Here is a 22,790-nt window from a genome sequence, read left to right on the forward strand (position 1 = left end):
TTATGCAAACAATTTTCAAATGGATACAACAAAATAAAATCAAAGCAATCATCACAGTTTTTGTGGTGATTGCTTATTATTTCAGCCTACCTAAAAAATTATTTGAGACACCTACATCAACAGTTGTTACTGCAAAAAACAACGAATTATTAGGAGCTGTAATAGCCAGCGATGGTCAGTGGAGATTTCCTGAGTTAGACTCTGTGCCTAGAAAATTTGAACATTGTATTTTACAATTTGAAGATGCTTACTTCTATAAGCATTTCGGGTTTAATCCTATTTCAATAGGAAAAGCAATGGTAGAAAACATCAAAGCAAAAAGAGTGGTAAGAGGTGGAAGTACACTAACGCAGCAAGTAATTCGCTTATCAAGAAAGAATAAAGAACGCTCATATTTTGAAAAGCTACAAGAATTAATACTAGCCACTCGATTAGAATTTCGTCACTCAAAAAAAGAAATTCTAAACCTCTATGCATCTCATGCTCCTTATGGAGGAAATGTTGTTGGATTAGAAATGGCTTCGTGGCGTTATTTTGGTTTAAAACCACATCAATTGTCATGGGCAGAAACAGCAACTCTAGCTGTATTACCCAATGCTCCTTCATTGATTTATCCGGGAAAAAATCAACAAAAGCTAAAAAATAAAAGAAATAGGTTATTACAAAAATTACATGAAGAAGGAATAATAGATCAAATAACATATGATTTAGCAATTGAAGAAGAGTTACCACAAAAACCATATCCGTTACCTACAGTAGCACCACATTTTGTACAAGAAGTAACTAAACAGTATAGAGGACAACGTGTAAAAAGTTCTATTGATATTCATTTGCAAAGGCAAGTAAATAATTTAGTAAAGCAGCATTATTTCCGTCAAAAACAAAATGAAGTCTACAATATGGCGGTATTGGTGTTAGATGTTAAAACAAGAAAAGTACTGTCTTATGTAGGGAATTCTCCAACCGATAAAGCACATCAAAAAGATGTGAACAATATCATCGCTCCAAGAAGTACAGGAAGTACTTTAAAGCCTTTTTTATATGCGCAAATGCTACAATCGGGAGATTTACTACCTAGTCAATTAGTCGCAGATGTACCAACAGAAATAGCAGGATATTCACCAAAAAACTTCAATCTAACTTTTGATGGAGCAGTTCCTGCGAACGAAGCATTAACACGTTCACTGAACATTCCTTCAGTACGCATGTTACAGCGATACGGATTGGAAAAATTTAGAGAAGATTTAAAAGCATATCACATTAGCGATATTAATAAATCAGCAGATTATTATGGACTATCCTTGATTTTAGGAGGAGCAGAAGCTAGTTTATGGGATTTATGTAAAACCTTTGCAGGATACGCAGGAATTGTAAATCACTATGAAGAACTAAAACATAAGTATTACCAAAATGAGTTCATAGAACCTAGTTTTTTGTCAGAAGGAACTCCAGATTTTGGTAAAGTTCAAGAAGACTATATAACTTTAGATGCTGGAGCTACATTTTTAACACTAAACACTTTAATAGAGGTAAATAGACCTTATACAGATCAAGCTTGGAAGTATTATGATTCGTCTCAAAAAATAGCATGGAAAACAGGGACAAGTTTTGGAAATAAAGATGCTTGGGCAGTTGGAGTTACCCCAAAATATGTAGTAGGGGTGTGGATAGGAAATTCTGATGGAGAAGGACGTCCAGACTTAACAGGAGTTGGAAGTGCAGCTCCATTAATGTTTAATGTTTTTGATGTGTTACCGAAATCTAACTGGTTTTTAGAACCTTATGAAGATTTAATAGAAGCTGCTATTTGTGAGAAAAGTGGGTTTTTAGCCAAAACAATTTGTCCTTCAGTAGTAACCAAAAGAGTTCAAAAAAGTGCAATGAAGGCTAAATCATGTCCTTATCATCAAGAAATAACGGTAGATATATCTGAAAAATATAGAGTAAACTCAAATTGTGAATCAATTTCAAACATGGTAACAAAACCATGGTTTGTATTACCCCCTCTAATGGCTTATTATTATCAGCAGAATAATGCAGATTACAGGTCACTTCCAAAGTATAGATCAGATTGTAACCAGTTGGAAAGTAATACAATGGATTTTGTTTTTCCTGCTAAGCTCACATCAAAAATATCGTTAACACGAGGAGAGGATAATAAGTTAAATCCTATAATTTTAAAGCTAACACACGCCAATGCAGAGGCAAAAGTATATTGGTATTTAAATAAACAATTTATTGGAATAACAGAACAGTATCATGAACAAGCTGTTATGCCAAAAAAAGGAGTTCATACAATAACAGTTATAGATGATTTTGGGAATGAGCTGAAAAGGATTATTGAATTAAAAAATTAAATAAATATAAATACGGTTTAATTAAAAACTGTATTTTTAGTTTTTTTAAATATAAAATATGTTAGAACTAGCAGGGATAATTATACTTGGAATTTTAGCTCAATGGGTAGCTTGGAGGTTTAAAATTCCAGCAATTTTACCTTTAATTTTAATAGGATTGCTTGTTGGACCTATTGCAGCAGAATTTTTTAATGATGATGGAAGTAAATGGATAGAACCTATTTGGGATGGTGAAAAAGGGTTATTCCCCGGCGAAGGACTGTACTATTTTGTGTCATTATCAATTAGTATTATTCTTTTTGAAGGAGGTTTAACCTTACGACGCGGAGAAATAAAAAATATAGGTCCTGTTATCACCAAATTAATCACATTAGGATCTGCAGTTACCTTTTTTGGAGGAGCTATAATTGCTCATTATGTATTTGGATTAAGTTGGGAGTTGTCATTCTTATTTTCTGGATTAATAATTGTTACTGGACCTACAGTAATAACACCAATTCTTAGAAACATACCGCTTAAAAAAGATGTCTCAGCAGTTTTAAAATGGGAAGGAATACTAATAGACCCTATTGGAGCATTAGTAGCTGTACTTGTTTTTGAATTTATAAGTGTAGGTGGAGGTGCTGGATTTACTGGAACAGCCTTATTAGAATTCTTAAAGATTATCCTTTTTGGAACCACTTTCGGTTTCACTTTTGCCCATGCTTTAATCTTTGTAATTAATAAAAAATGGGTGCCACATTATTTATTAAATGTAGTTTCCTTATCCACTGTTTTATTAGTATTTGTAGAATCTGAATTATTTGCTCATGAATCAGGATTATTAGCTGTTGTGGTTATGGGAATGGTACTTGGTAATAGTAAATTAAAGAACTTAAAAGAGATACTGTACTTTAAAGAATCATTAAGTGTCTTGTTAATCTCTATTCTATTTATTTTATTATCAGCAAATATTGATTATAAAGAGCTAACACTATTATATGAGTGGAAAACATTGCTTCTATTTGCTTTAATTGTGTTTGTGATACGTCCGTTAGCAGTATTTTTAAGTACCTCAAAATCTAATTTAAAAACTAACGAAAAACTATTTATTAGTTGGGTAGGGCCAAGAGGTATTGTTGCAGCAGGTATTGCTTCGTTATTTGGAAGCAAGCTGTTAAAGCAAGGAATTGAAGGAGCAGAATATATTACACCTTTAGTATTTATGGTGGTGTTAGGAACTGTTTTGTTAAACGCTACTACAGCAAGGTTATTTGCTAAATTAGTTGGTGTATTTTTAAAGCGTTCAAATGCAATAATGATTGTTGGAGCTTCAGATTTAGCTAGAATGATTGCTAAGTATTTAAAACAAAACCAAAGAAGAGTGGTGTTGATTGATTCTAATATTGAAAATGTTGAAAAGGCCAAAGAAGAAGGATTAGAATCAATTGAAGTAAATATTTATGATGATCAACTTACAGACAATATTGAACTTAATGATGTAGGATATTTAATAGCAATGACAGGAAGTGATTCAATTAACAAATTTGTAATTTCTAATTTCTCCTCTATTTTTGGAGAGCAAGGAGCTTATCGTTTAGCAACTTCACAGGAAGTTATTACAAAAGATTACGAAGACGAAGATCATTTATTTACAATAGAAGATGATTATATTAATTTAATGGAAGCTGTAAGAGAATTCCCTGAAATTCACGAAACAGTAGTTAATTCTATTGATGATTATAAGAAGAAAATTGAAGAAATTAACAGAGATCAAAAATCGATTCCAATTTTCGTTAAGAGTCAAAAGAATGAAATTCTATTAATCTCAGAATTTGAGAAAAAAGTAAAGAAAATAGAAGATTGGAAGTTAGTTTACGTAGGTAAGAATTTAAACATCTAAGCCAAAAGTACTCTTTAATTTTTCAATTAATGGATTTTTTTCTTTTAGTTTGTCGTACTTCTCTTGAGGAGTATAGGCAAACTTTTTTTCTACAGTTTCATTAACAATAACATTAATTTGGATACCGTAGTTATTTAATTTTTCTCGTAAAAAACGTAATAATTTAGGTTTTCCTTTTTCAAGTTGCGACTTCATTAAGTCATTAGGTAACGAAAAAATAATCGTTAAATCTTCTTGTAACTTGGGCTCACCAGAAGCTAAAATAGCAGCGATACTTCGTTCTCCAAAACCTTGTAATTGGAAATAATATTTTTTCCAAGCATCTTTTAACTCATCTTGAGTAAAAGGAGTTCTTGGATGATTATCGAAGTTTTCCTCTGTATCAATAGTACTTTTTACTTCTTTCTTTTGCTGTAAGCTTTTTAAAGATAAAGCAGAAGTACGTCGTTTAATGTTCTTTAAAACTGGTTTAGTGGGAGTTCTTTCTTTTGTTTCAGTACTAGTTACTTGTACTGATTCCATTTTTTTAGGAGTTTTTGTAACAATAGGCTTTACCTCAGTTTTTTTGACAGAAGGAGATAAAGCGGTAAAAAAAGTAGCAGGAATTATGTAGTTGCTAGATTTTTTTTTTGCTCCATCAAAAGTGATAGAGGCAATTTGCATTAAAGTAAGTTCTACCAATAAGCGTTGGTTTTTACTTCCTCGATATTTCAAGTCGCAATCATTAGCCTTGTCTATAGCAGGGAGTAAAAATTGCATACTGGCTTTAGAAGCTTGCTCTAAATATTTTTTCTTAGTATTATCACCAACCTCTAATAAAGCTATGGTAGCTTGGTCTTTTGCAACTAACAAATCTCTAAAGTGAGAAGCCAAACCGTTTATAAAATGATGTCCCTCAAAACCTTTTCCCAATACATCGTTAAATGCCATTAAGACTTCTGGAATTTTATTCTGAAGTAATAAATCGGTAATGTTAAAATACACATCGTAGTCTAACACATTTAAGTTTTTAGTAACAGCTTCGCGAGTTAAATTGTTTCCAGAGAAGCTTACAACTCTATCAAAAATAGAAAGGGCGTCCCGCATTGCACCGTCAGCTTTTTGAGCAATTACATGTAATGCATCATCTTCAGCAGTAATGTTTTCTTTAGCACAAATCGTTTTTAAATACTCTTTAGCATCTAAAACACCAATGCGTTTAAAATCAAAAATTTGACAACGAGATAATATCGTTGGTATAATTTTATGTTTTTCAGTAGTTGCTAAAATAAAAATAGCATGTGCAGGCGGTTCTTCTAACGTTTTTAAAAAAGCATTAAAAGCGGCTTGAGAAAGCATGTGCACCTCATCAATAATATAAACCTTGTACTTTCCTGTTTGAGGCGGAATACGAACTTGATCTGTTAAATTACGAATATCATCAACCGAGTTGTTAGAAGCCGCATCTAATTCAAAAATATTAAAAGCAAAATCTTCATCATCAGTAGTTGCATCTTCTTGGTTAATACGTTTAGCCAAGATACGAGCACACGATGTTTTACCAACTCCACGAGGTCCTGTAAACAATAAAGCTTGAGCTAAATGGTTGTTTTGTATAGCATTTTCTAACGTATTGGTAATAGCTTGTTGCCCTACCACATCTTCAAAATTTTGAGGACGATATTTACGTGCCGATACTATAAAATGTTCCATTAAAATATACTGTTTACTTGAACAAAAATAGAAAACACAGTGGCAACACGCAAACAAAATTCTTAAGGAAATATTAAAGTTGTAAACAATTGTAAAAATTGTATTCTTTGTACGACCAACTAACATATAAATAATAAGAATTATATGAAGATATTCAAGGGAGTAACAGTATTTACTGTTGTTGTTTTAGCGGTAACGTTATTAAGTTTCTCACAAAAAAAAGAAGAAAAACTAAAAGAGGTGTCAGTAGAAACAAGCTCAGAAACACAAGTAGCTTACTTTGCAAGTGGTTGTTTTTGGTGTGTGGAAGCAATTTTTGAAAGTGTAAATGGAGTAGAGGAAGCTGTATCAGGATATGCAGGAGGACATACTAAAAATCCAACCTATAAAACAATAGGAACAGGTAGAACAGGACATGCTGAATCTGTAGCTGTATATTATAATCCGAAAAAAGTTAGTTTTCAAACATTAGTAACGGTGTTTTTTGGTTCACACGATCCAACCACTAAAAACGGGCAACACCCTGATTATGGTTCACAGTATCGTTCAATAGCTTTCTATAAAACACAAGAAGAAAAGCAGTTCATAGAAAATACTATTAAAAAATTGAATAAAGATGTGTATCATGGGAAAATAGTTACGGAGGTTAAAAAGATGGAGAAGTTTTACCCTGCGGAAGAGTATCATCAAAACTATGAGCGTTTGCACCCAGAAAACCCTTATGTGCAAAAAGTATCAATTCCTCGACTAAACCGGTTTAAACGCAAGTTTCCGGAATTGCTTAAAAAGGAAAAGCATTAAAAACTTTATTAAGTTAAAGTTTGTTTATATAAAAGCTCCCCAACAACAGCGTTACTGGGGAGTTATTTTTTATAGAGTAAAGGTTATTTCTATAAAAATACTTTTAGGAGTAAATTTTCTGGTGAATGTAACTGGTTGTGTAGAACCTATAGAATAGGTAGTAGTGTATTCCAATACGGAAAAAGTAGTTTTCAATTTCTCAACTAAACTGGTTCAAACGCAAATATCCAAGTTTGCTAAAAAAGAAAAGTATTAAAAACTTTATCAAGTAAAAGTTGGTTTAAATATAAAGCCTCTTAGCAGCATAGTTACTAAGAGGCTTTTATAATATGGATTGTTATAATTATTGTATTTTTACGTCAAATGAAACTTGTACATCTGTTTCTCCACCAGCGTTGGTAATATCTCCTTCTTTTACTCCAGAAGCTCCTTTATTTGGCTCGTGTCTTAAGATAAAAACATAATTTCCAGTTCCAGCTGCACCTGTTGTAACTGTAAAATTAATACCTACAGGGTTTCCATTAGTATCATTATCACCAGCGTAAGTAAAAGTACTAGCAATATCGCCTGTTACATTATAAAAGAACTGGTGTTCGTCTGCTTCTTCAGCAACTTCTTTAGTAATGTTTTCAGCTGGATCCTCTAATTCATTTAATAAGGTAATTTCTCCATTATATGTTGTGTTAGCAGCTAATAAAGTACCTTTTGTAACCTCTGGAGCCTTAGGGCCATCACCATCTAAATCTTTACTTTGCAATGTAACGGTATCACCACCTCCTTGTGGGGTTAATTTAACAGTTACTGTAGTAATAACTTCTTCTTCGTTAACTGGTACTGGGTTATCATCACTAGAACAAGAAGTAATTGCTAATGCAGAAGTAAATAATATGGCTAATAATTTAATATTTTTCATTTTTAAATGTTTTTTAATAATTAATTTTTAGTTGAACTTTAAAATTTCTTCCTAAGTCATCAGCAAAATATCGTAATCTATTTAAATAATTTCGATAAGATTTGTTTAAAATATTGTCTACATATAAATTAATGTTAACTTTTGTTTTATTTAATTTAAAATCAAATCCTGAAGAAAAGTTTAATAAATGATATGCTGCTGGAGGTGTGCTAATATCAACAAGTACATTTTGATTTAATGTAGGAATAAAGGCATTAAAGTTATTATTAGGATACTTGTTTTGTTTTGCGTTGTATTCGCTTTCGATAGAAGCATAAAAATTTTGCCAGTTTTCTTTTTTAAAAGCTAGCGAAGTTACTGTTTTAAAAGGAGGAATATCTATTAACGGTCTGTCGTTAGATACATCAGTACCTCTTAAAAATGAACTTTTGTTTGTTAACACAAAATTATTATTAATGTTGTATTGAGTGCTGGCATCAATACCAAATAACTGTGCGTTAACTTGTTTATAAGACCAAACAGGAAAAGTACCTCTATTAGTAGTTTCTTGCCCACTTGGTTCTATGTAGATAAAATCTTTAATATGATTGTAAAAAGCTTCTAAATTCAGGTTAACCTTTTTATTAGTGTACTTGTAAGAGGCAGATAACCTATTAGAAGTTTCTGTTTTAATGCGTAAATCTCCTAATTCTATTCTAGCAGCAGAGTGGTGTAATCCATCGCTAAATAGTTCTGATGGATTTGGAGCTCTGTTTGCTAAACCATAGTTAAATATAAAAGAATTATGATCATTTGCATTATAGGTAATACCTGCAGAAGCTGACATATTATGATAAGTAAATGTTGGATTTGTTAGTAGTTGAGAACCAGATACATTTGGGTTGATTACTATATTACCAAAATCATTTTGATAATTTAAATTATCCCACCTAGATTTTTGATAGAATTTTTTAGCATCAATATGGTTAAAATCATATCTAACACCTGTTGTTATATACAGTTTGTCAAACGTTAAATTAGAAATAACATAGGCTCCAAAAGCATATTTATCATAATCGGGTATTAATCGTCTAACTTTGGTTATTGGATCTGAAAAATTTGATTGATACAAACCACTTATACCAAATTTATAAATTTGGTCTGTATTTGAATCTAAATACAAATCAGATTTAAAACTATGAGTTTTAAGTTTTAAGTCTACTGCTTGTAAGTTTTTTCTATCACCAATTCGTTTATCAAATTCTAATCTATGATTCACTTGATAATCATATTGCAACGATAGCTTACCAAAAGCTTTAAAACGTTTATAAAATTTAGTTTTAAAAATTTGATGAGTTACTTCTTGTCTTGGATTATTAATAGTATAGCTAAAATCATCAATAATAAGTGGTTGTCTACTATTTATTGCATTTACTAAATCGGTAATATTACCAAAATGAGAAGCACTTAAGATACCAACTTGATTATCTAAGTAACTATAAAATAAATCAAAACCTTTTTCAAATTTATGAAAACCAGTATTAACAGTTAATGCTTTTGAGTTAATACCTGTATTAGTAAGTTTATAGTTTGCAGCATCAAAATCACCCGATCTTTTATATGATGCTTGTCCGTTTACATACCAACCTGTTTCGTAGTTTTTATTTACATTGGTTGCTACCGAAAACAAACGACCACTGGTTTGTTGTGATACAATTGTTTTTCCAAATAAAGTGTCTTTAAGAATATTATTTTTTGGATTAAGTATAACTACACCACCAATAGCGTCACCTCCGTATTGTAAAGCATTTGCTCCTTTAATTACAGAAATTGAGTTAGCAGCATTAATATCAATATTCGGAGCATGCTCTACACCCCATTCTTGATCTTGTAATCTAACATCGTTAAAAGACACCAAAACTCTACTACCATGTAACCCATTAATTACAGGTTTAACTATGCTATTCCCTGTATTAATAGATGAGACACCAGAAATATTTTTAAGGGCATCTCCTAAAGTAGCGTCACTATTTTTTTCTAAAACATTTGATTTTAACACTGTTTCTTGTGCTGTTTTAGTTTTTAAGCCCGTAATACCTTTTATATTTACTTCATTTAGTTCTTCTTCATGATGTTCTAAATCAATAACTAAATAAGTGTTTTTAGAAATGTTACGTTCAATAGTTTGTGACTCACAAGCTACATGTGATACTTCAACTATAATTTTACCAGAACATACATTTTTAATTGTAAACTTTCCTTCAATATTAGTAACAGCATATTTATTTTGATTTTTAATGTATACCGTAGCTCCTACAATAGGAGATTTATCGTGAAAGTCTTCAACTAAACCAGAAAATGTATATTCACATTTTTGACCATATGCTGTTGAAAAAAATACAAGCATAAGCATCAAAATGATACAATTTGATTTCATGTAAAGATTTTATATTATTATTTAAGTTTTAATTTTTATAAAACTTAAAAAGGAGGTGCTCTAGAGAGTTTTTTTATAATATAGAAAGAAGATGTAATTTCACCTAGAAAAGATGTTAACTTAAAAAAAGTTCTAGGAATTACATCAAAAATAGGAAGTATTTCTTCAGAAAATACTTGAAACTGATAATGAAGAGTAGAACAATCTATTTCTCCTTTATGAAAATGTTTATCATTTTTAGATATACATATAGTATGTTCGTGTTTTTCAAAAGCATGAACTAATTGTATAACTGAAGGTATAAGTAATACAATTATACTTAGGGAAACTATATGTTTTTTAAATATTAACATTAGTGCAAATGTATAAAAAACCCTGTTTGTTTTTGTACAAACAGGGTTTTTAACTTTTTTTTATTTTTTTGAGTTACCTCGCATTTTCATATTAAGCATTTCAACTAATAAAGAAAATGTTATTGCAAAATATAAATATCCTTTTGGAATTGCACCTACAGATTGCCCAAAAACAATCATGTTAGATAAGTGTGCTCCTTCAGTGATTAACATAAACCCAATTAAAATTAAAAAAGACAAGGCTAGCATTTGAATAGTAGGGTGCTTGTTTACAAAATTACTTATAGGAGTAGCGAATATTAGCATGATTAATATTGAGACAATTACGGCAATAATCATAATTATTAGCGCTCCTTGAATACCGTTGGTCATACCCACAGCAGTTAAAACTGAGTCAAAAGAAAAAACAATATCAATTAGTACTATTTGAGTAATAACATTTAGTAATGTTTTCTTCTTTTTAGAGGTGTTTGTAGCATCTTCATCTCCTTTTCCTTCCACTTTATGGTGAATTTCGCTAGTACTTTTGTATAAGAGAAATACACCTCCTGCAAATAAAATTAAACTTTGCCCTGTAACACCTACCTTTAACCAAGATAAGTCAATATTCCAAATAGGGTCTTTCATACTTATTAAATAAGAAACTCCTAATAAAAGAAGAATTCTAAAAATCATCGCTAAAAGGAGGCCTATTCTAGCAGCTTTTTTTTGTTGATTTTCAGGGAGTTTGTTGGAGGCGATAGAGATAAATATAATGTTATCAATCCCTAGTACTACTTCTAAAAAAGTAAGAGTTAGTAAAGCTATCCAAGTATCTGCTTGTAAGAAAATTTCCATAGTTTATTGCACTTTATATACAGTTCCTTTTTGTTTAAAGTTAGAGTAGCCAATACGAGCTGTAAAATTATAAGAGCTATCGGTTACTTTAGTTATTTGAACAAATATAGGATCTTTATCTAAATCAGTTTTAGGATTTTTCATTCGCAAAGTGTATGCAAAATTATTTTTCCATTTGATGTAGAGTGTATCTATGTGTTTTATCTCCTTTTCGGTAACCAAACTATCTGTAGAAATACTTACTTTTTTGGTGTACTCTTCAATTTGCAAACTATCTTTTCTTACAATAGTTGTTTTTCCATAATTGTCACCAGCAGGAATTTCAAAGGTTCCATGAACAAAACGTGTTGGATCTCCTTTTTTCTTTGGAGAACATGATGTTACTATTAACATGTAAGAAAACAGAAATGCTTTAAATAGGAATAAAAAGTTAGCTTTTTTCACTTTCTGGATTATTTAGTTTTTGATAAATTATTTTATAAATTTCTTCTACAGATTGATTACCATCTACCTCAATAGTTGTTACTCCTTTTTCTTTGATGAAATTAATAGCCTGTGTAGTAAGATTAACAAATTCATCAATTCTAGTTAAAACTGTGTTCTGATCTGCATCATCTTTTCTGTCCTCTTCAATAGCTCTTATTTTAGCTCTTTCCAACAAAACATCTTTAGGAACTTTTAAATAAATAACTAAATCTATAGCATTTTTATCCTTTTCTAAAAAATTGATTAAATGTTTAGCTTGTTCAATATTTCTAGGGTAGCCATCAAAAAGAAAATTGTTTTTATCATTTTGATTGGTGTAAAATTTCTCTACTATTTCCATAACTAAATCGTCTGGAGCAAGTAGACCTTTACTACTGTATTCTTCAGCTTCTAAGCCTAAAACACTTTTTTTAGCTTTTTCTTTTCTTAACACATCCCCGGTAGAAAGATGTGTTAAGTTAAAATCATTTATTATTTTTTTAGATTGGGTTCCTTTACCAGCTAAAGGAGGCCCAAAAATTATAATATTCATAGGTTATATACCTGTGTAATTAGATGGTGTAATTTGTTTTAATTCATTCTTAATCGCATCAGAAACTTCTAAAGTATCAATGAAGTTAGCGATAGAATCTTTGTTTATTTTTTCGTTCGTACGAGTTAATCCTTTTAAAGCTTCGTATGGATTAGGATAGGCTTCACGACGTAAAATAGTTTGAATAGCCTCAGCAACTACTGCCCAGTTATTTTCTAAATCTTCTGCAAACTTAGCCTCGTTTAATAATAACTTGTTCAATCCTTTTAACGTAGAAGAAAAACCGATTACCGTATGCCCAAAAGGAACTCCAACGTTACGTAATACCGTACTGTCAGTTAAATCACGTTGTAATCTTGAAACTGGTAACTTAGCAGATAAATGCTCAAAAATAGCGTTTGCAATCCCTAAGTTTCCTTCAGAGTTTTCAAAATCAATCGGATTTACTTTATGTGGCATTGCCGATGAACCAACTTCACCTTTTTTAATCTTTTGTTTGAAGTAGTCGTTAGAAACGTAGGTCCAAACATCACGATCTAAATCAATTAAAATCGTATTTACACGTTTCAATCCGTCGTATAAAGCTGCCATGTGGTCGTAGTGCTCAATTTGCGTAGTAGGGAAGGAGTGGTGCAATCCTAAAACCTCCTCAACGAAATGAGTTCCGAAGTTTTTCCAGTCGATATCTGGATAGGCTACTTTGTGTGCATTGTAATTACCCGTAGCTCCACCAAACTTCGCGGCGTGTGGTGTATGTTGTATGTGAATAACCTGATTGTTAATACGCTCTACAAATACAAAAAACTCTTTTCCTAAACGAGTAGGAGAGGCCGGTTGCCCGTGAGTTCTTGCTAACATTGGTACATTTTCCCATTCTTCAGATAAATCAGCTAATTTGCAAACTAAGGTATCTAAAGTTGGATAGTATACTTCATCCATTGCATCTTTAATAGATAATGGAATAGCGGTATTGTTAATATCTTGAGACGTTAATCCGAAGTGGATAAACTCCTTATACTTATTCAAGCTTAGCTTGTCAAACTTTTCTTTAATAAAGTATTCAACAGCTTTTACATCGTGATTGGTAACGCTTTCAATTTCTTTGATTTTTAGCGCATCTTCAGCAGAAAAGTCTTCATAAATTTTACGTAAATCAGCATATAAATCTTTGTTGAAATCGGCTAACTGAGGTAATGGAATTTCACATAAAGCAATGAAATATTCAATTTCTACCTTTACACGATATTTTATTAAAGCTTCTTCTGAAAAATAGTTCGCTAAGCTTGCTACTTTGTTACGGTATCTGCCATCAATAGGAGAGATGGCGTTTAATTCTGTTAAGTTCATGTTTTGTTGTTGTGTTGAAAGGCACAAAAATAGAAAATACTTCCCTTTTTTTTAGAGTTTAATTAAAGGAATTTTAGTACTTAAAGTTGAGTTTCTTTTATTGCTTGGGCTTTAAAACTCTTGGAATCAAATTTATTGTCTTTCATATCCATAAATCTATTGTTTTTTATAATTAACAACACACTTTATTGAATAGTTTCTAAAGAGCGTAGAGAGCTCTATGATAGAATAGTAGCTATAGGTAAGGGTAAAAAACTAGCTTTAATAGCGGTGTGTAATAAGTTAACTTGTTTTTTACCTCAGTTCTTTGTTGTAAAACGTTTAGTTAGTAATCAGATTATAAGTTGGAAGTGAAATGTTTTTTACAAAGATTAATCCATCGTACATTTCTGAAAACTTTTTTTTGTATAAATTATTTTTTTTAGGTTTGAAACCTCCACCGCCTACATCTATTTGTTTGCTTTTCTTTTTGAAGAAATTAGATGAATTACCATCTAAAGCTATTGACATATCAATAAAGTAAATTTCGTCCTTTGCCAAATTAAGTGTCTCAGCATAAGTTTTAGCAAAAGGTTCTTTTATTTCAACTTTTTTCCAACTGAGTTTTTCATCTTTACTAGAAAAATAACCAGCTTGTGTACCTGTACCAAAGTCAAACCCTACACTATAATAATCGTTTTTATAATATTCTTTTAAATGCCTGCCTAAATTAAAAATATTTCTTCTATTATAATTTCCACCACCCTGTTTATTATTAATATGGCTATTATGAGCCCATATAAAAGCTTTACCGTTATTAGATTTATTTTCTACTATCCATTTAACATTTTCAAACATTTTCAAATCTCTATCTTGACTATGATTATTTTGTACGTAATATGTGTATTTAGTGAGATAATCTAAGACTCTTATTCCAGAAATAACTTCTTCGATATTCTCCTGATTTTTTATTTTGCTCTTAAAACTCAGTAAAAGGCTTTTAATTTTATTTAGTTTTGGTATTTGAATATCCGCCCAATCAGTTGGTTTATTGTACATGATTTTTTTTTCTACACACTTGTCTACCTCTAAAAGAAGTTCTTCACTCACAGGGATTTCAAATTTTTTGAACAAAGCTCGTATTTCTCTGTTTACATTTTTTACATTTTGAATATCCATACCATAAAAACGAATTTGCTCTTCTTGCGGTTTATTAAGGTTATAATTTCTCATCCATTCTAATAAATCGACCACTTCTTGACAATACCAAAATCCAACACTAAAATTTTTCGCAATAGTTTCTGCGTTTCCTTTTCCTCCGCTTATCCATTCGTTGATTCCTGCTTCTGAGGTATATGAATCTTCCATAATAAACACATTTACATCTTGGTTTTTAACCAAATATTTGAAGAATTTTGCCTTTATATTGAAAAATTCTTTTCCTTGATGAGTAGCTTCTCCAAAGCCGAATAATTTGGCATTTGCAAATTTTTTCGGAATGCTATTGTTGAATATCGTAATGTTAGTATCAGGATTTGCATCTTCAATTTTAATTGCATTTTCATTAATCCAGTTTACCACTTTATGATTTTGAGAGTATGAGTGAAATAATATAAAAAATGTAATGACAGAAATATAAGGTCTTAAATACATAGTTTTTTTAACGTTTTATTGTTTACATAAACATAAAATACATCGTTATACAACTAAAAAGGAGGCATAAGAGTACTTTACTGTTCTTTATTTTTATTTCTAAGCTTTCTTGTTTAGGAAATGAAAAAGGAAGTTTTTAGCAATTTTTACTTTCTTTATTAAGCGTTAGCAAGATAAAACAAAATAAAAAAACGTACAAAAATGTACGGTTAAAAAGATGTTTCAATTTTAATAGTTGAGCTATGAACCTGCAATAATTGTGGCTATATACAATTGTTCGTATTCTTTTATTCCATTAAGAACTTCAATTCTTTACAAGTTTTACTCGGTACAAATTCAGTCAGTTTATAGTCTGCTAATTCATTTATCTTGAAAGAGTCTACTTCTATAATCTTTTCCAATTCAGATTTAGATTTGACAATCGATAATATTACTCCATCTGTTCTTGGTATTTTTCGTCCAGAAGCTATAAAAATCCCTAATTCATATTGCTCATTTAGAAATTCAATATGCTCGTCAAGAAAGTGGTCAATTTTTTTTAGTTCTGTTTTATAAGTCAGATTAATAATAAACATTTAAAGTTTTTTATTCAGTTATAGTTTTTTACGTTTGTTTGGGTATGAATCATAGTGGTTTTGGCTTATAAATAGTTACTAGGATTAATACCTATAAAAAAATCAATATCATTGAATGGTCTATTCTAAATTATGCTAAAAGTCTAATAACTTACAGACTACAATTATTGAAATTAAAATACTTTCTTGTGTTTAAATTTGTAAAACCAGGTCCTGTATGCCCATAATGAGAAGAGTTGTGAGAGTATGCAACGTTACGATTTACAATCAATTCATAGGCAGGGAAACTGTCGTGAAAACCTTTTACGCTTATACTAAGCGATTTATTTGCTAAATTTTTATAGAATATAAATTCTAACTCAAAATCAATATTTGGAGACCAAGGTTCAGCATAAGGATAGCCAGCAGAAGCTGATACCTTTATGGTAGTGGTATCATTTTTTAAAACTGTTCCTGATTCATGAAAATACATGCCTGATAACGAATTTTGTATATCTATATTTAAAGGGAGTTCATCAGAACGATCATGAGAAATAGTATCACTACAAACACCTACATAATGATGCCCAGTTTCAATAAATACACTTCCTGTATCTACCAATTCAGGAACTTTTTTTATATAGGCACATACTTGGTGACTTAAACCCGAATGTTGACTATTCAGTCCTCCATATTTAAATTTATGTTTGTCGTGTTTAATAATTCCATCCATTCTAGTCATATTGCCAATTTTAGCAGGATTTATTTCCATTTGTATTGCTAAACGTGTTGAATGTTCGCTATGATGGTGGTGCATTTCTACCTTATCGGTTGCAAAATATTTATGGCTAAAACTATTTCCTGGTTCTGGAAGCCAAGTAAAACCTTTGGCATCTATATTTCTAATTTTTCTAATAAACTCTTCTTTATTGGTTAAAGAGTTAAAATGTTCTGAGTTTTGAAAATAACTTAATAACGGTTTTCCTAATGACTTAGGGATAAATGCTTGAAATTTTATTGATATAGGGTTCATATTTATTGATTTGTATTTCTTCTAGGGGTACTTTAACTTATGAAGATGGAATGTTTTTTTATTAGCTAACAACTGTGGAAACTGTCATATGAAATTAATTGTAAATGTTATATAAACTGCTACTATTCTTAAAGGTTTGTTTTAACCTATGTGGAAGTTCATCTATATAATAATTTGATTTTTTTTGTTTAGCTTTTCTCCATTTTTCTTTTTCCTTTTCATTCATAAAGTAATAATGGTAGTTTTCTTTTTTTGTGATAACAAATATTACTGTTGGTTTATATGTAAATCTATATTCTATAAAGTAAATACTTGGTTTATTTTCATCTTTATTTTCATAAGTGAAACTTACTCCATTAGCATCTTTGATTATTTCATTATTTAAATCATCTTCATAATAAATTTTTAATCCTTTGGGAGAACTATGTTGATGTGCACCAAGAAAAGGTACAGCATTGTTATGATATGTAAATTGCGATTTAGCCATACCGGTGCTATCTACTTTAATTAGTCGAGAAGCACCTATGCCTAAAAAACCACCAGTCCACTTTTTTGGTTGCCCGTCAGGTTTATTATATTGTATAGCTACAATACCTTCATAGTTTTTAGGTAAAACAATAGCTTGGTTGTAAGGTCTCCATACATACCAGCTAAAAACAATAACATATATAAAAGGAAAAAGGATTAAAAAAGCATCCCATAAAATGAGTTGCTGTTTTGTTAAATTATTTTTTATCTCTTCCTTTTTAAAACCAAACCGTAAGCCTAGATAGACTAGTAGAAGTAATAACCCTAATATTGAAATGGACCATAGTTTAAAAAAGAAAAAACTAGTAGCTAGTAAAGCTCCAAAAATGATATAATATATCGCTGTATTTCTTAATCTTTTCATTTTGTTTAGCTGTCTAATGACTAAAGTTAAATGAGAATAAAACTGTTAGCAGAATTCTATTTTTGATAGATAAAATGAAAGTTGTAGCAATTTTATTCTTCTTATTCAATGGTAGCCAAGATAAAACAAAATAAAAAACCACGCAAAAATGTACGATTTAAAGTAGTTTTTTTATTTTTCACAAGTGAGCTATGAACCAAATAGAATGTGAAGTAAGTTATGCGTTGTTTAATTGTTGATATGAGATAATTAAAAAAAGAAATAATAACTTTAAGAAACGGAACTAGTACTTTTCACAGTAGCTAATATTATGTATCTTATTTTTTTAATATTTTGATTTAAATCTGTTTGAGAAACTACCCGAATTACTGTCTCCTAGATAGTTTATTTGGACACTGTATGATTTTCCTTTTTCTAACTTTACTGTCTTTATCATGAATGAGTTTATTCCTTTTTTAGACTTAGATTTTAAAGAACCGATTACTTCATTATTTTTATAGTCTTTGATTTCAATCTCAATATCGAGTTTGTCTAAAAAGTAGATTTCTAATGCAACTTTCTTGTCCGAAATACTGTAAATGTCTCTAATGTTATTTTTGTCTGTTATATAAGTTCTTTCTCGTTTTGTTCCTTTTTTAATTCCCTTAATTTTTGAATAGGTGATTATTCCTTGTACGTTACCAAACTCCACAAATGAGATTGGGAAAAAAGGAAGAATAAAATATCGATAAGGGCTAGGTCTGGCTTGAACAATTTTTTCATAGGTAAATCCACTTATTGTGTCCTTACTTACACCTTGAAGAAAAAATCCTTTTTGTCCATTTTGCTCAATAAGTTTGAGCTCTGTTGAGTATTCTTTAAATTGGACGAACTGATTACCGTAATAGTAACCACTGTCGGTAACTTGTATTAAAAATTCTTCTGGACCATCTTTTGAACCACTAAGATAATTGTAGCCTTCAATTTCCATTCTTAAAAACTTATTCCCATCAATTATTGTATCTCCAATGTGTTTAACATTTTTAAACTGCTTGTCTTGGTATTCAGCTATACCTGTTGAGTCATTATACCATTTTCTACGATAAAATAATTGTATTTCGTCTCCTGATTGTATGTCAAATCGGTTATTCGCCTTAAAGTTATTTTTTATACCTTTTGATATATCATTGTAGTTATCTCCGAAAAGCTGTTTTGTATAAAACTGTCCATTACTCGAAACTGCTAATGTTTTCAAGTCAGGAATAATTACAGCATAAATATCTGAATTGTTAGTTCTATAATATTTTCTTGGTGTTTTTTCAGTCGCTATGAGACTGTCTCTAGGGTAACTACTTCTTGTGTCAATATATTCAAGTGAGGTTTTTACTTGTTCTCCAAAAAGTGTGGCTGTTTGTTCTTTCGTTTCATTGTAGTCAATATTATGAACTGTTTTAAGATTTCTATTGAGAAGTTTATAATTACCATTTTCAAAGGACTCGAAATAAATTTCGGTTTTTTCAATGTTGGGATAGTTAACAAAATCTTCCGTTTTGAATTTTATGAAATGTCTGTTTTCTATCAATGTGTCTTTTAAGTCTGTTCTTACTTGAAGTCCGATAAAATCACTCTTTTGGTTAAAGTATGTTGCTTGAACATAGATTTTCGATTCAGCCATTTCTTTTCGGCTTGCCTGTCCAAGGCTGAATTGAGTTAGAAAAAGTAAAGTAAGAAATATTATTATTCTCATTATTTATGATTAATGTTGTAAAGCATTATTTATTTGATTTTTAAATTCATTTTTCTTATCAACGTGCAATGCTAAATTCTTGTACTTACGTTTAATTCCATACAGTCCAGTCAATTCGTTTTCTTCTTTTAATCTGATAATTACATTATGACTTTCCAATTCACCTAAAAATGATAATTTTCGTGTTTCTTTATTTAACTCTATATCCTTTGACGAAATTTCGACGCTCTCGATATCTTTTAAATCAATAATTGTTTCGTTCATAATTCCATATCGAAGAAATAGTTTTTCATTTTTGATTGATATAGGTCTTTTGTATATAGATTTTAGAAAACCAAGAAGCTGAATTCCAGAATAAATGCTTAAAAAAGTTAAACCCCAGGCAACTGTAACATTCCATTTCTGAAGAAGAACATGTAAAACAATAGTTTCTATAGCAATAATAAAAATTATGACAATTAACAGAGCAACTGTTCCACTATCTTTATGATAAGTGAACTCATTTTTATTCAACTTTCTTCTTTTCCAATTAATAAAACCATAGTAAAAAACAGCTATTTCGGTTACAACAGGAATAACTAATCTTTTTGGAAGTATTTCATAGCAAGTATTTTTTAAAGCTGTGAAAAAGTCAATTTCTTCATGTTTATTTAGCCTATACCGCTTTATAGCTTTGCTTACATTGTAAATTACATAAGATACTATTGAAAGTTCAACTATAGGAAACACCCAAGTCTTAAAAAGATTAAGATAATGTTGATTTTGTGCAGGAAGTATTACAGAACAAACTACCATTCCAATAATCAAAAAAGGGACTATTGTAGTCTTTGGAATATTCGTTTTCCTAATCAGTAAAAAGTAGATTAAAGGAACTGTCAATAATAAATCAAATGTAATTCCAGTTGATAGGCTCACCGGGTGTTTGTCAAAAACTGTTGATTTTGAAACCATAACCATCAATCCTATAATTAACATAGGGAAACCAAAGATTATTAGTTTTTTCTGAAGATTTAATGTTTTGTTCATTTTAACGTCTTATAGCTTATTTATGCAAACAATTTTGTAGGTGTTAGGATACTTTACTGTTCTTTTTGTTAAGCTTAGCCAAGATAAAACAAAATAAAAAACCGTACAAAAATGTATGGTTGAAATGATGTTTTTGACTTTGAAAGATAAGTAATGATGAACCTCTCAGTGATTGTGTGTGTTTTGTTATATGCGGTTGTTTTTTAGTTCTTTAATTTTTAATATTCTATTCGTAATAATTCCGACATATGAGGTCAAAACTATAATCAATGATAAAATTATTTGCCAAGACTCTGATTTAGGAAAATCAAATAATAATTTAAATTGTGGGATTTGAATTATAGTCAGAGTTATTATGAGAGTTGAGAATATTAGTAATGATTTCAGATTCCGAGCTGTTGATGTTGGTTTATATCCAATTAATATTTCTTTTGCGTAGAATATAAGCAGCCCAATTGTCAATATATTCGGTATAAGTAAATTCCAAGAGCTGTATTGATTGGTTTCAATATTTCCAAAAGTCAAATAAATAAAGGTTAACCAACCAAAAATATAGATTGTAAACAAAGTCAATCCAACCCATAATAGTTTAAATAATATTTCTGGTTTTCTAATTTTCATTTTGTCTAATTGTATACAATGGTTATGGCTAAGAGTAGCTGTGTGGTTTAAGACTTATTTTTACAGGTACACATTAAACTGAAAATCCGCGAGGATTTCCGTAAGTAGGATATAACCAAGTAATTAATTATACACGTTGTTGCCAGTAGTGCTTATTTTATTTCGTCTTTACCGAAATTAATATTATGAATACTTTTATAGCTTTTGTCATAATTCTTGTCTGTCATTAGACCAGGTAAAAAGTCATCATAATCAAAGTTATATGGATATTCTTCTAATAATTCTTTTTTGTTTGTTTCAATAAATTTCCCATAAAACTTGATGATTTTTTTGTGGGTTTCTATAAGTGGAAATATATCTTTTCCTAGTAATTGTGAATATCGGTCTTCCGATTTTGATTGTTTAGTATGAATTATTTCGTTTCTTAAATCTTCTAATTTAATAAAGTCATTCCACCAACTTTCTTTTGTTGGATCAGATGTATTTATTATGTCTTTAAGTATTACTTTAAATTTTTCTCTAAGTGAATATTTTCTTTCAATAGCTTCTTTAGAGTAAATAGTTTTTATTCCGCTTTTCTCAATTAGATATTCATAATTATTAGGAATACAGATATTCGCAAAAGCTTCAAGCGCAGTATATGCAAAAATTAATGAGGTAATTATTAGTTCAAAATAATTATAATATTGAGTTTGTTTATCTAAATCTGGATGCGAGCCATACCAAATTTTGTGTCTTGGTAATATTGTTTCTTTATAAAACTCTTGTGCTTTTTTAAGATTAGTATCTGAAATATTAGAATAAAGAGAAACGTCATTTGGTTGTATCATTAATGTTTCCAAATTGTCAAAGACTAAAATCCAATTAGCATCAAAAACGAAGTATTTATTAAAATCATCTCTGTTTAGTATGATATGTGGCTTTTTTATTCTAAAATCTTTTTTCTCTCGATATTTATCATTGATTTCCTTACCAACTTCTAATAGTGGATTTATAACAAACCATTTGTCGTTTTTGAAAATTAAATATTTAATTTTTTTATTTGGTGAGTATGATTCTTTAACCGCTTTTTTTAGTTGATTTTCACCATCTTCATTGTAGAGCTTAATTGTTTTAAAAACTTCCTCTAATGCTTTCCAGTACTCATTTTCATTTCCATTAACATTAACATCAAAAAGGAAATTTAGAACATACTTATCTTTTGTTTTGTAAAATGTTGAAAAAACAGTGAATGGTCTAGTGCTTTCGTATTCGCTAGTTAAATCTCCTAATTTTGGAAACTTAGTAAGTGGTTTAATAAACTCTAAAAACTTATTTTGGAAATCGTTTATTGAGAAGGAATTGGTACTGTAATGGTTTTCTATAAACTTATTGCTTATATGTAAATTCATCATTGATGAACCTGTAATCCAATCAGTCCGATAATTTTTTTCGGGTTTTTCGGTTTCCTGAACGGTTATTTCAATCGAATTCTTTTCGTCTAGTTCTTCAATCAGAAATTTTTCAACATAGATTTTCGGTAGCGGTTTTTCTAGACAGAACAGTAAGTCAGTTTCAAATTTCGGCATTTTCATATGTTAGCAAAGTTTTTCAGGCATTACTGGCAACTCGTTATAAGAGAACTAAAACTACTTTTATCCGGAGTATTAAAGATGATAAACGGAATTCTATAGCAATTTTATTCTTTTTT

At 30.0% G+C, this 22,790-nt stretch carries 18 protein-coding genes; 3 read left to right on the forward strand and 15 right to left on the reverse strand.

The features are described 5' to 3' along the window. The first annotated feature begins 2 nt into the window (after positions 1–2). Both pbpC and NH341_RS08700 read left to right on the forward strand, forming a co-directional pair. A complete protein-coding gene (pbpC, locus tag NH341_RS08695) occupies positions 3–2,357 on the forward strand; it encodes a penicillin-binding protein 1C (protein WP_253056480.1) in 2,355 nt (784 codons plus the stop codon). Between the two features lie 58 nt (positions 2,358–2,415). After that, the gene (locus NH341_RS08700; protein WP_047790574.1) at positions 2,416–4,239 is read left to right on the forward strand and encodes a sodium:proton antiporter; all 1,824 of its coding nucleotides are present in this window, start codon (positions 2,416–2,418) and stop codon (positions 4,237–4,239) included. On the opposite strand, the gene dnaX is transcribed toward NH341_RS08700, so the two are convergent. After that, positions 4,228–5,931: a DNA polymerase III subunit gamma/tau gene (gene dnaX, locus NH341_RS08705; protein ID WP_253056482.1), complete on the reverse strand. Its 1,704-nt coding sequence runs from the start codon at positions 5,929–5,931 to the stop codon at positions 4,228–4,230. The genes NH341_RS08700 and dnaX overlap by 12 nt on opposite strands. 144 nt (positions 5,932–6,075) lie before the next feature. On the opposite strand from dnaX, the gene msrA reads away from it, so the two are divergent. After that, complete coding sequence (msrA, locus tag NH341_RS08710) at positions 6,076–6,732, forward strand: peptide-methionine (S)-S-oxide reductase MsrA (protein WP_253056484.1); 657 nt, start codon at positions 6,076–6,078, stop codon at positions 6,730–6,732. Between the two features lie 343 nt (positions 6,733–7,075). Here msrA and NH341_RS08715 read toward each other — a convergent pair whose 3' ends face one another. The 14 genes from NH341_RS08715 to NH341_RS08780 all read right to left on the reverse strand — a co-directional run bounded on the left by NH341_RS08715 (position 7,076) and on the right by NH341_RS08780 (position 22,674). Further along, on the reverse strand, positions 7,076–7,645 hold the full coding sequence (locus NH341_RS08715; RefSeq protein ID WP_167713731.1) for a type 1 periplasmic binding fold superfamily protein: 570 nt from the start codon (positions 7,643–7,645) through the stop codon (positions 7,076–7,078). Positions 7,646–7,658: 13 nt separating this feature from the next. After that, positions 7,659–10,061, reverse strand: coding sequence for a TonB-dependent receptor domain-containing protein (locus NH341_RS08720; RefSeq protein ID WP_253056486.1), 2,403 nt, complete (start codon positions 10,059–10,061; stop codon positions 7,659–7,661). Between the two features lie 44 nt (positions 10,062–10,105). After that, positions 10,106–10,414 (reverse strand): hypothetical protein, encoded by a 309-nt coding sequence (locus NH341_RS08725; RefSeq protein ID WP_073183522.1) that lies wholly within the window; start codon positions 10,412–10,414, stop codon positions 10,106–10,108. A 60-nt stretch (positions 10,415–10,474) separates the two neighbouring features. Continuing rightward, positions 10,475–11,251, reverse strand: a complete 777-nt coding sequence (locus NH341_RS08730) for a TerC family protein (protein WP_047790579.1) — start codon at positions 11,249–11,251, stop codon at positions 10,475–10,477. A gap of 3 nt (positions 11,252–11,254) precedes the next feature. Then, positions 11,255–11,695: a hypothetical protein gene (locus NH341_RS08735; RefSeq protein WP_253056488.1), complete on the reverse strand. Its 441-nt coding sequence runs from the start codon at positions 11,693–11,695 to the stop codon at positions 11,255–11,257. Next, positions 11,682–12,269 (reverse strand): nucleoside monophosphate kinase, encoded by a 588-nt coding sequence (locus tag NH341_RS08740; protein ID WP_047790580.1) that lies wholly within the window; start codon positions 12,267–12,269, stop codon positions 11,682–11,684. The genes NH341_RS08735 and NH341_RS08740 overlap by 14 nt, the downstream gene beginning before the upstream one ends. A gap of 3 nt (positions 12,270–12,272) precedes the next feature. Next, positions 12,273–13,616 carry an adenylosuccinate lyase gene (purB, locus tag NH341_RS08745; RefSeq protein ID WP_253056490.1) on the reverse strand — a complete coding sequence of 448 codons (1,344 nt, stop codon included), beginning with the start codon at positions 13,614–13,616 and terminating at the stop codon, positions 12,273–12,275. Positions 13,617–13,937: 321 nt separating this feature from the next. Continuing rightward, a complete protein-coding gene (locus tag NH341_RS08750) occupies positions 13,938–15,176 on the reverse strand; it encodes an erythromycin esterase family protein (protein ID WP_253056492.1) in 1,239 nt (412 codons plus the stop codon). A gap of 359 nt (positions 15,177–15,535) precedes the next feature. Next, entirely contained in the window at positions 15,536–15,823 is a 288-nt protein-coding gene (locus NH341_RS08755) for a YciI family protein (protein WP_253056494.1), read from the reverse strand. A 151-nt stretch (positions 15,824–15,974) separates the two neighbouring features. Then, positions 15,975–16,835, reverse strand: coding sequence for a DUF3238 domain-containing protein (locus tag NH341_RS08760; protein ID WP_253056496.1), 861 nt, complete (start codon positions 16,833–16,835; stop codon positions 15,975–15,977). Between the two features lie 94 nt (positions 16,836–16,929). Then, the gene (locus NH341_RS08765; protein ID WP_159616614.1) at positions 16,930–17,727 is read right to left on the reverse strand and encodes a hypothetical protein; all 798 of its coding nucleotides are present in this window, start codon (positions 17,725–17,727) and stop codon (positions 16,930–16,932) included. Positions 17,728–18,052: 325 nt separating this feature from the next. After that, positions 18,053–19,381 (reverse strand): hypothetical protein, encoded by a 1,329-nt coding sequence (locus NH341_RS08770; protein WP_159616612.1) that lies wholly within the window; start codon positions 19,379–19,381, stop codon positions 18,053–18,055. Between the two features lie 81 nt (positions 19,382–19,462). Then, complete coding sequence (locus NH341_RS08775) at positions 19,463–20,479, reverse strand: hypothetical protein (protein WP_253056498.1); 1,017 nt, start codon at positions 20,477–20,479, stop codon at positions 19,463–19,465. A 773-nt stretch (positions 20,480–21,252) separates the two neighbouring features. Next, the gene (locus NH341_RS08780) at positions 21,253–22,674 is read right to left on the reverse strand and encodes a hypothetical protein (protein ID WP_253056500.1); all 1,422 of its coding nucleotides are present in this window, start codon (positions 22,672–22,674) and stop codon (positions 21,253–21,255) included. Between the last annotated feature and the right edge of the window lie 116 nt (positions 22,675–22,790).

Origin of the sequence: Tenacibaculum sp. XPcli2-G, assembly GCF_024124505.1 — a bacterium.
Classification (GTDB): Bacteria; Bacteroidota; Bacteroidia; order Flavobacteriales; family Flavobacteriaceae; genus Polaribacter; species Polaribacter mesophilus.

What these genes read in the sequence shown, in the direction of transcription:
- pbpC (WP_253056480.1), top strand. Translation starts at nt 3, where the DNA reads ATGCAAACAATTTTCAAATGGATACAACAAAATAAAATCAAAGCAATC.
- NH341_RS08700 (WP_047790574.1), top strand. Translation starts at nt 2,416, where the DNA reads ATGTTAGAACTAGCAGGGATAATTATACTTGGAATTTTAGCTCAATGG.
- dnaX (WP_253056482.1), bottom strand. Translation starts at nt 5,931, where the DNA reads ATGGAACATTTTATAGTATCGGCACGTAAATATCGTCCTCAAAATTTT.
- msrA (WP_253056484.1), top strand. Translation starts at nt 6,076, where the DNA reads ATGAAGATATTCAAGGGAGTAACAGTATTTACTGTTGTTGTTTTAGCG.
- NH341_RS08715 (WP_167713731.1), bottom strand. Translation starts at nt 7,645, where the DNA reads ATGAAAAATATTAAATTATTAGCCATATTATTTACTTCTGCATTAGCA.
- NH341_RS08720 (WP_253056486.1), bottom strand. Translation starts at nt 10,061, where the DNA reads ATGAAATCAAATTGTATCATTTTGATGCTTATGCTTGTATTTTTTTCA.
- NH341_RS08725 (WP_073183522.1), bottom strand. Translation starts at nt 10,414, where the DNA reads ATGTTAATATTTAAAAAACATATAGTTTCCCTAAGTATAATTGTATTA.
- NH341_RS08730 (WP_047790579.1), bottom strand. Translation starts at nt 11,251, where the DNA reads ATGGAAATTTTCTTACAAGCAGATACTTGGATAGCTTTACTAACTCTT.
- NH341_RS08740 (WP_047790580.1), bottom strand. Translation starts at nt 12,269, where the DNA reads ATGAATATTATAATTTTTGGGCCTCCTTTAGCTGGTAAAGGAACCCAA.
- purB (WP_253056490.1), bottom strand. Translation starts at nt 13,616, where the DNA reads ATGAACTTAACAGAATTAAACGCCATCTCTCCTATTGATGGCAGATAC.
- NH341_RS08755 (WP_253056494.1), bottom strand. Translation starts at nt 15,823, where the DNA reads ATGTTTATTATTAATCTGACTTATAAAACAGAACTAAAAAAAATTGAC.
- NH341_RS08760 (WP_253056496.1), bottom strand. Translation starts at nt 16,835, where the DNA reads ATGAACCCTATATCAATAAAATTTCAAGCATTTATCCCTAAGTCATTA.
- NH341_RS08765 (WP_159616614.1), bottom strand. Translation starts at nt 17,727, where the DNA reads ATGAAAAGATTAAGAAATACAGCGATATATTATATCATTTTTGGAGCT.
- NH341_RS08770 (WP_159616612.1), bottom strand. Translation starts at nt 19,381, where the DNA reads ATGGCTGAATCGAAAATCTATGTTCAAGCAACATACTTTAACCAAAAG.
- NH341_RS08775 (WP_253056498.1), bottom strand. Translation starts at nt 20,479, where the DNA reads ATGAACAAAACATTAAATCTTCAGAAAAAACTAATAATCTTTGGTTTC.
- NH341_RS08780 (WP_253056500.1), bottom strand. Translation starts at nt 22,674, where the DNA reads ATGAAAATGCCGAAATTTGAAACTGACTTACTGTTCTGTCTAGAAAAA.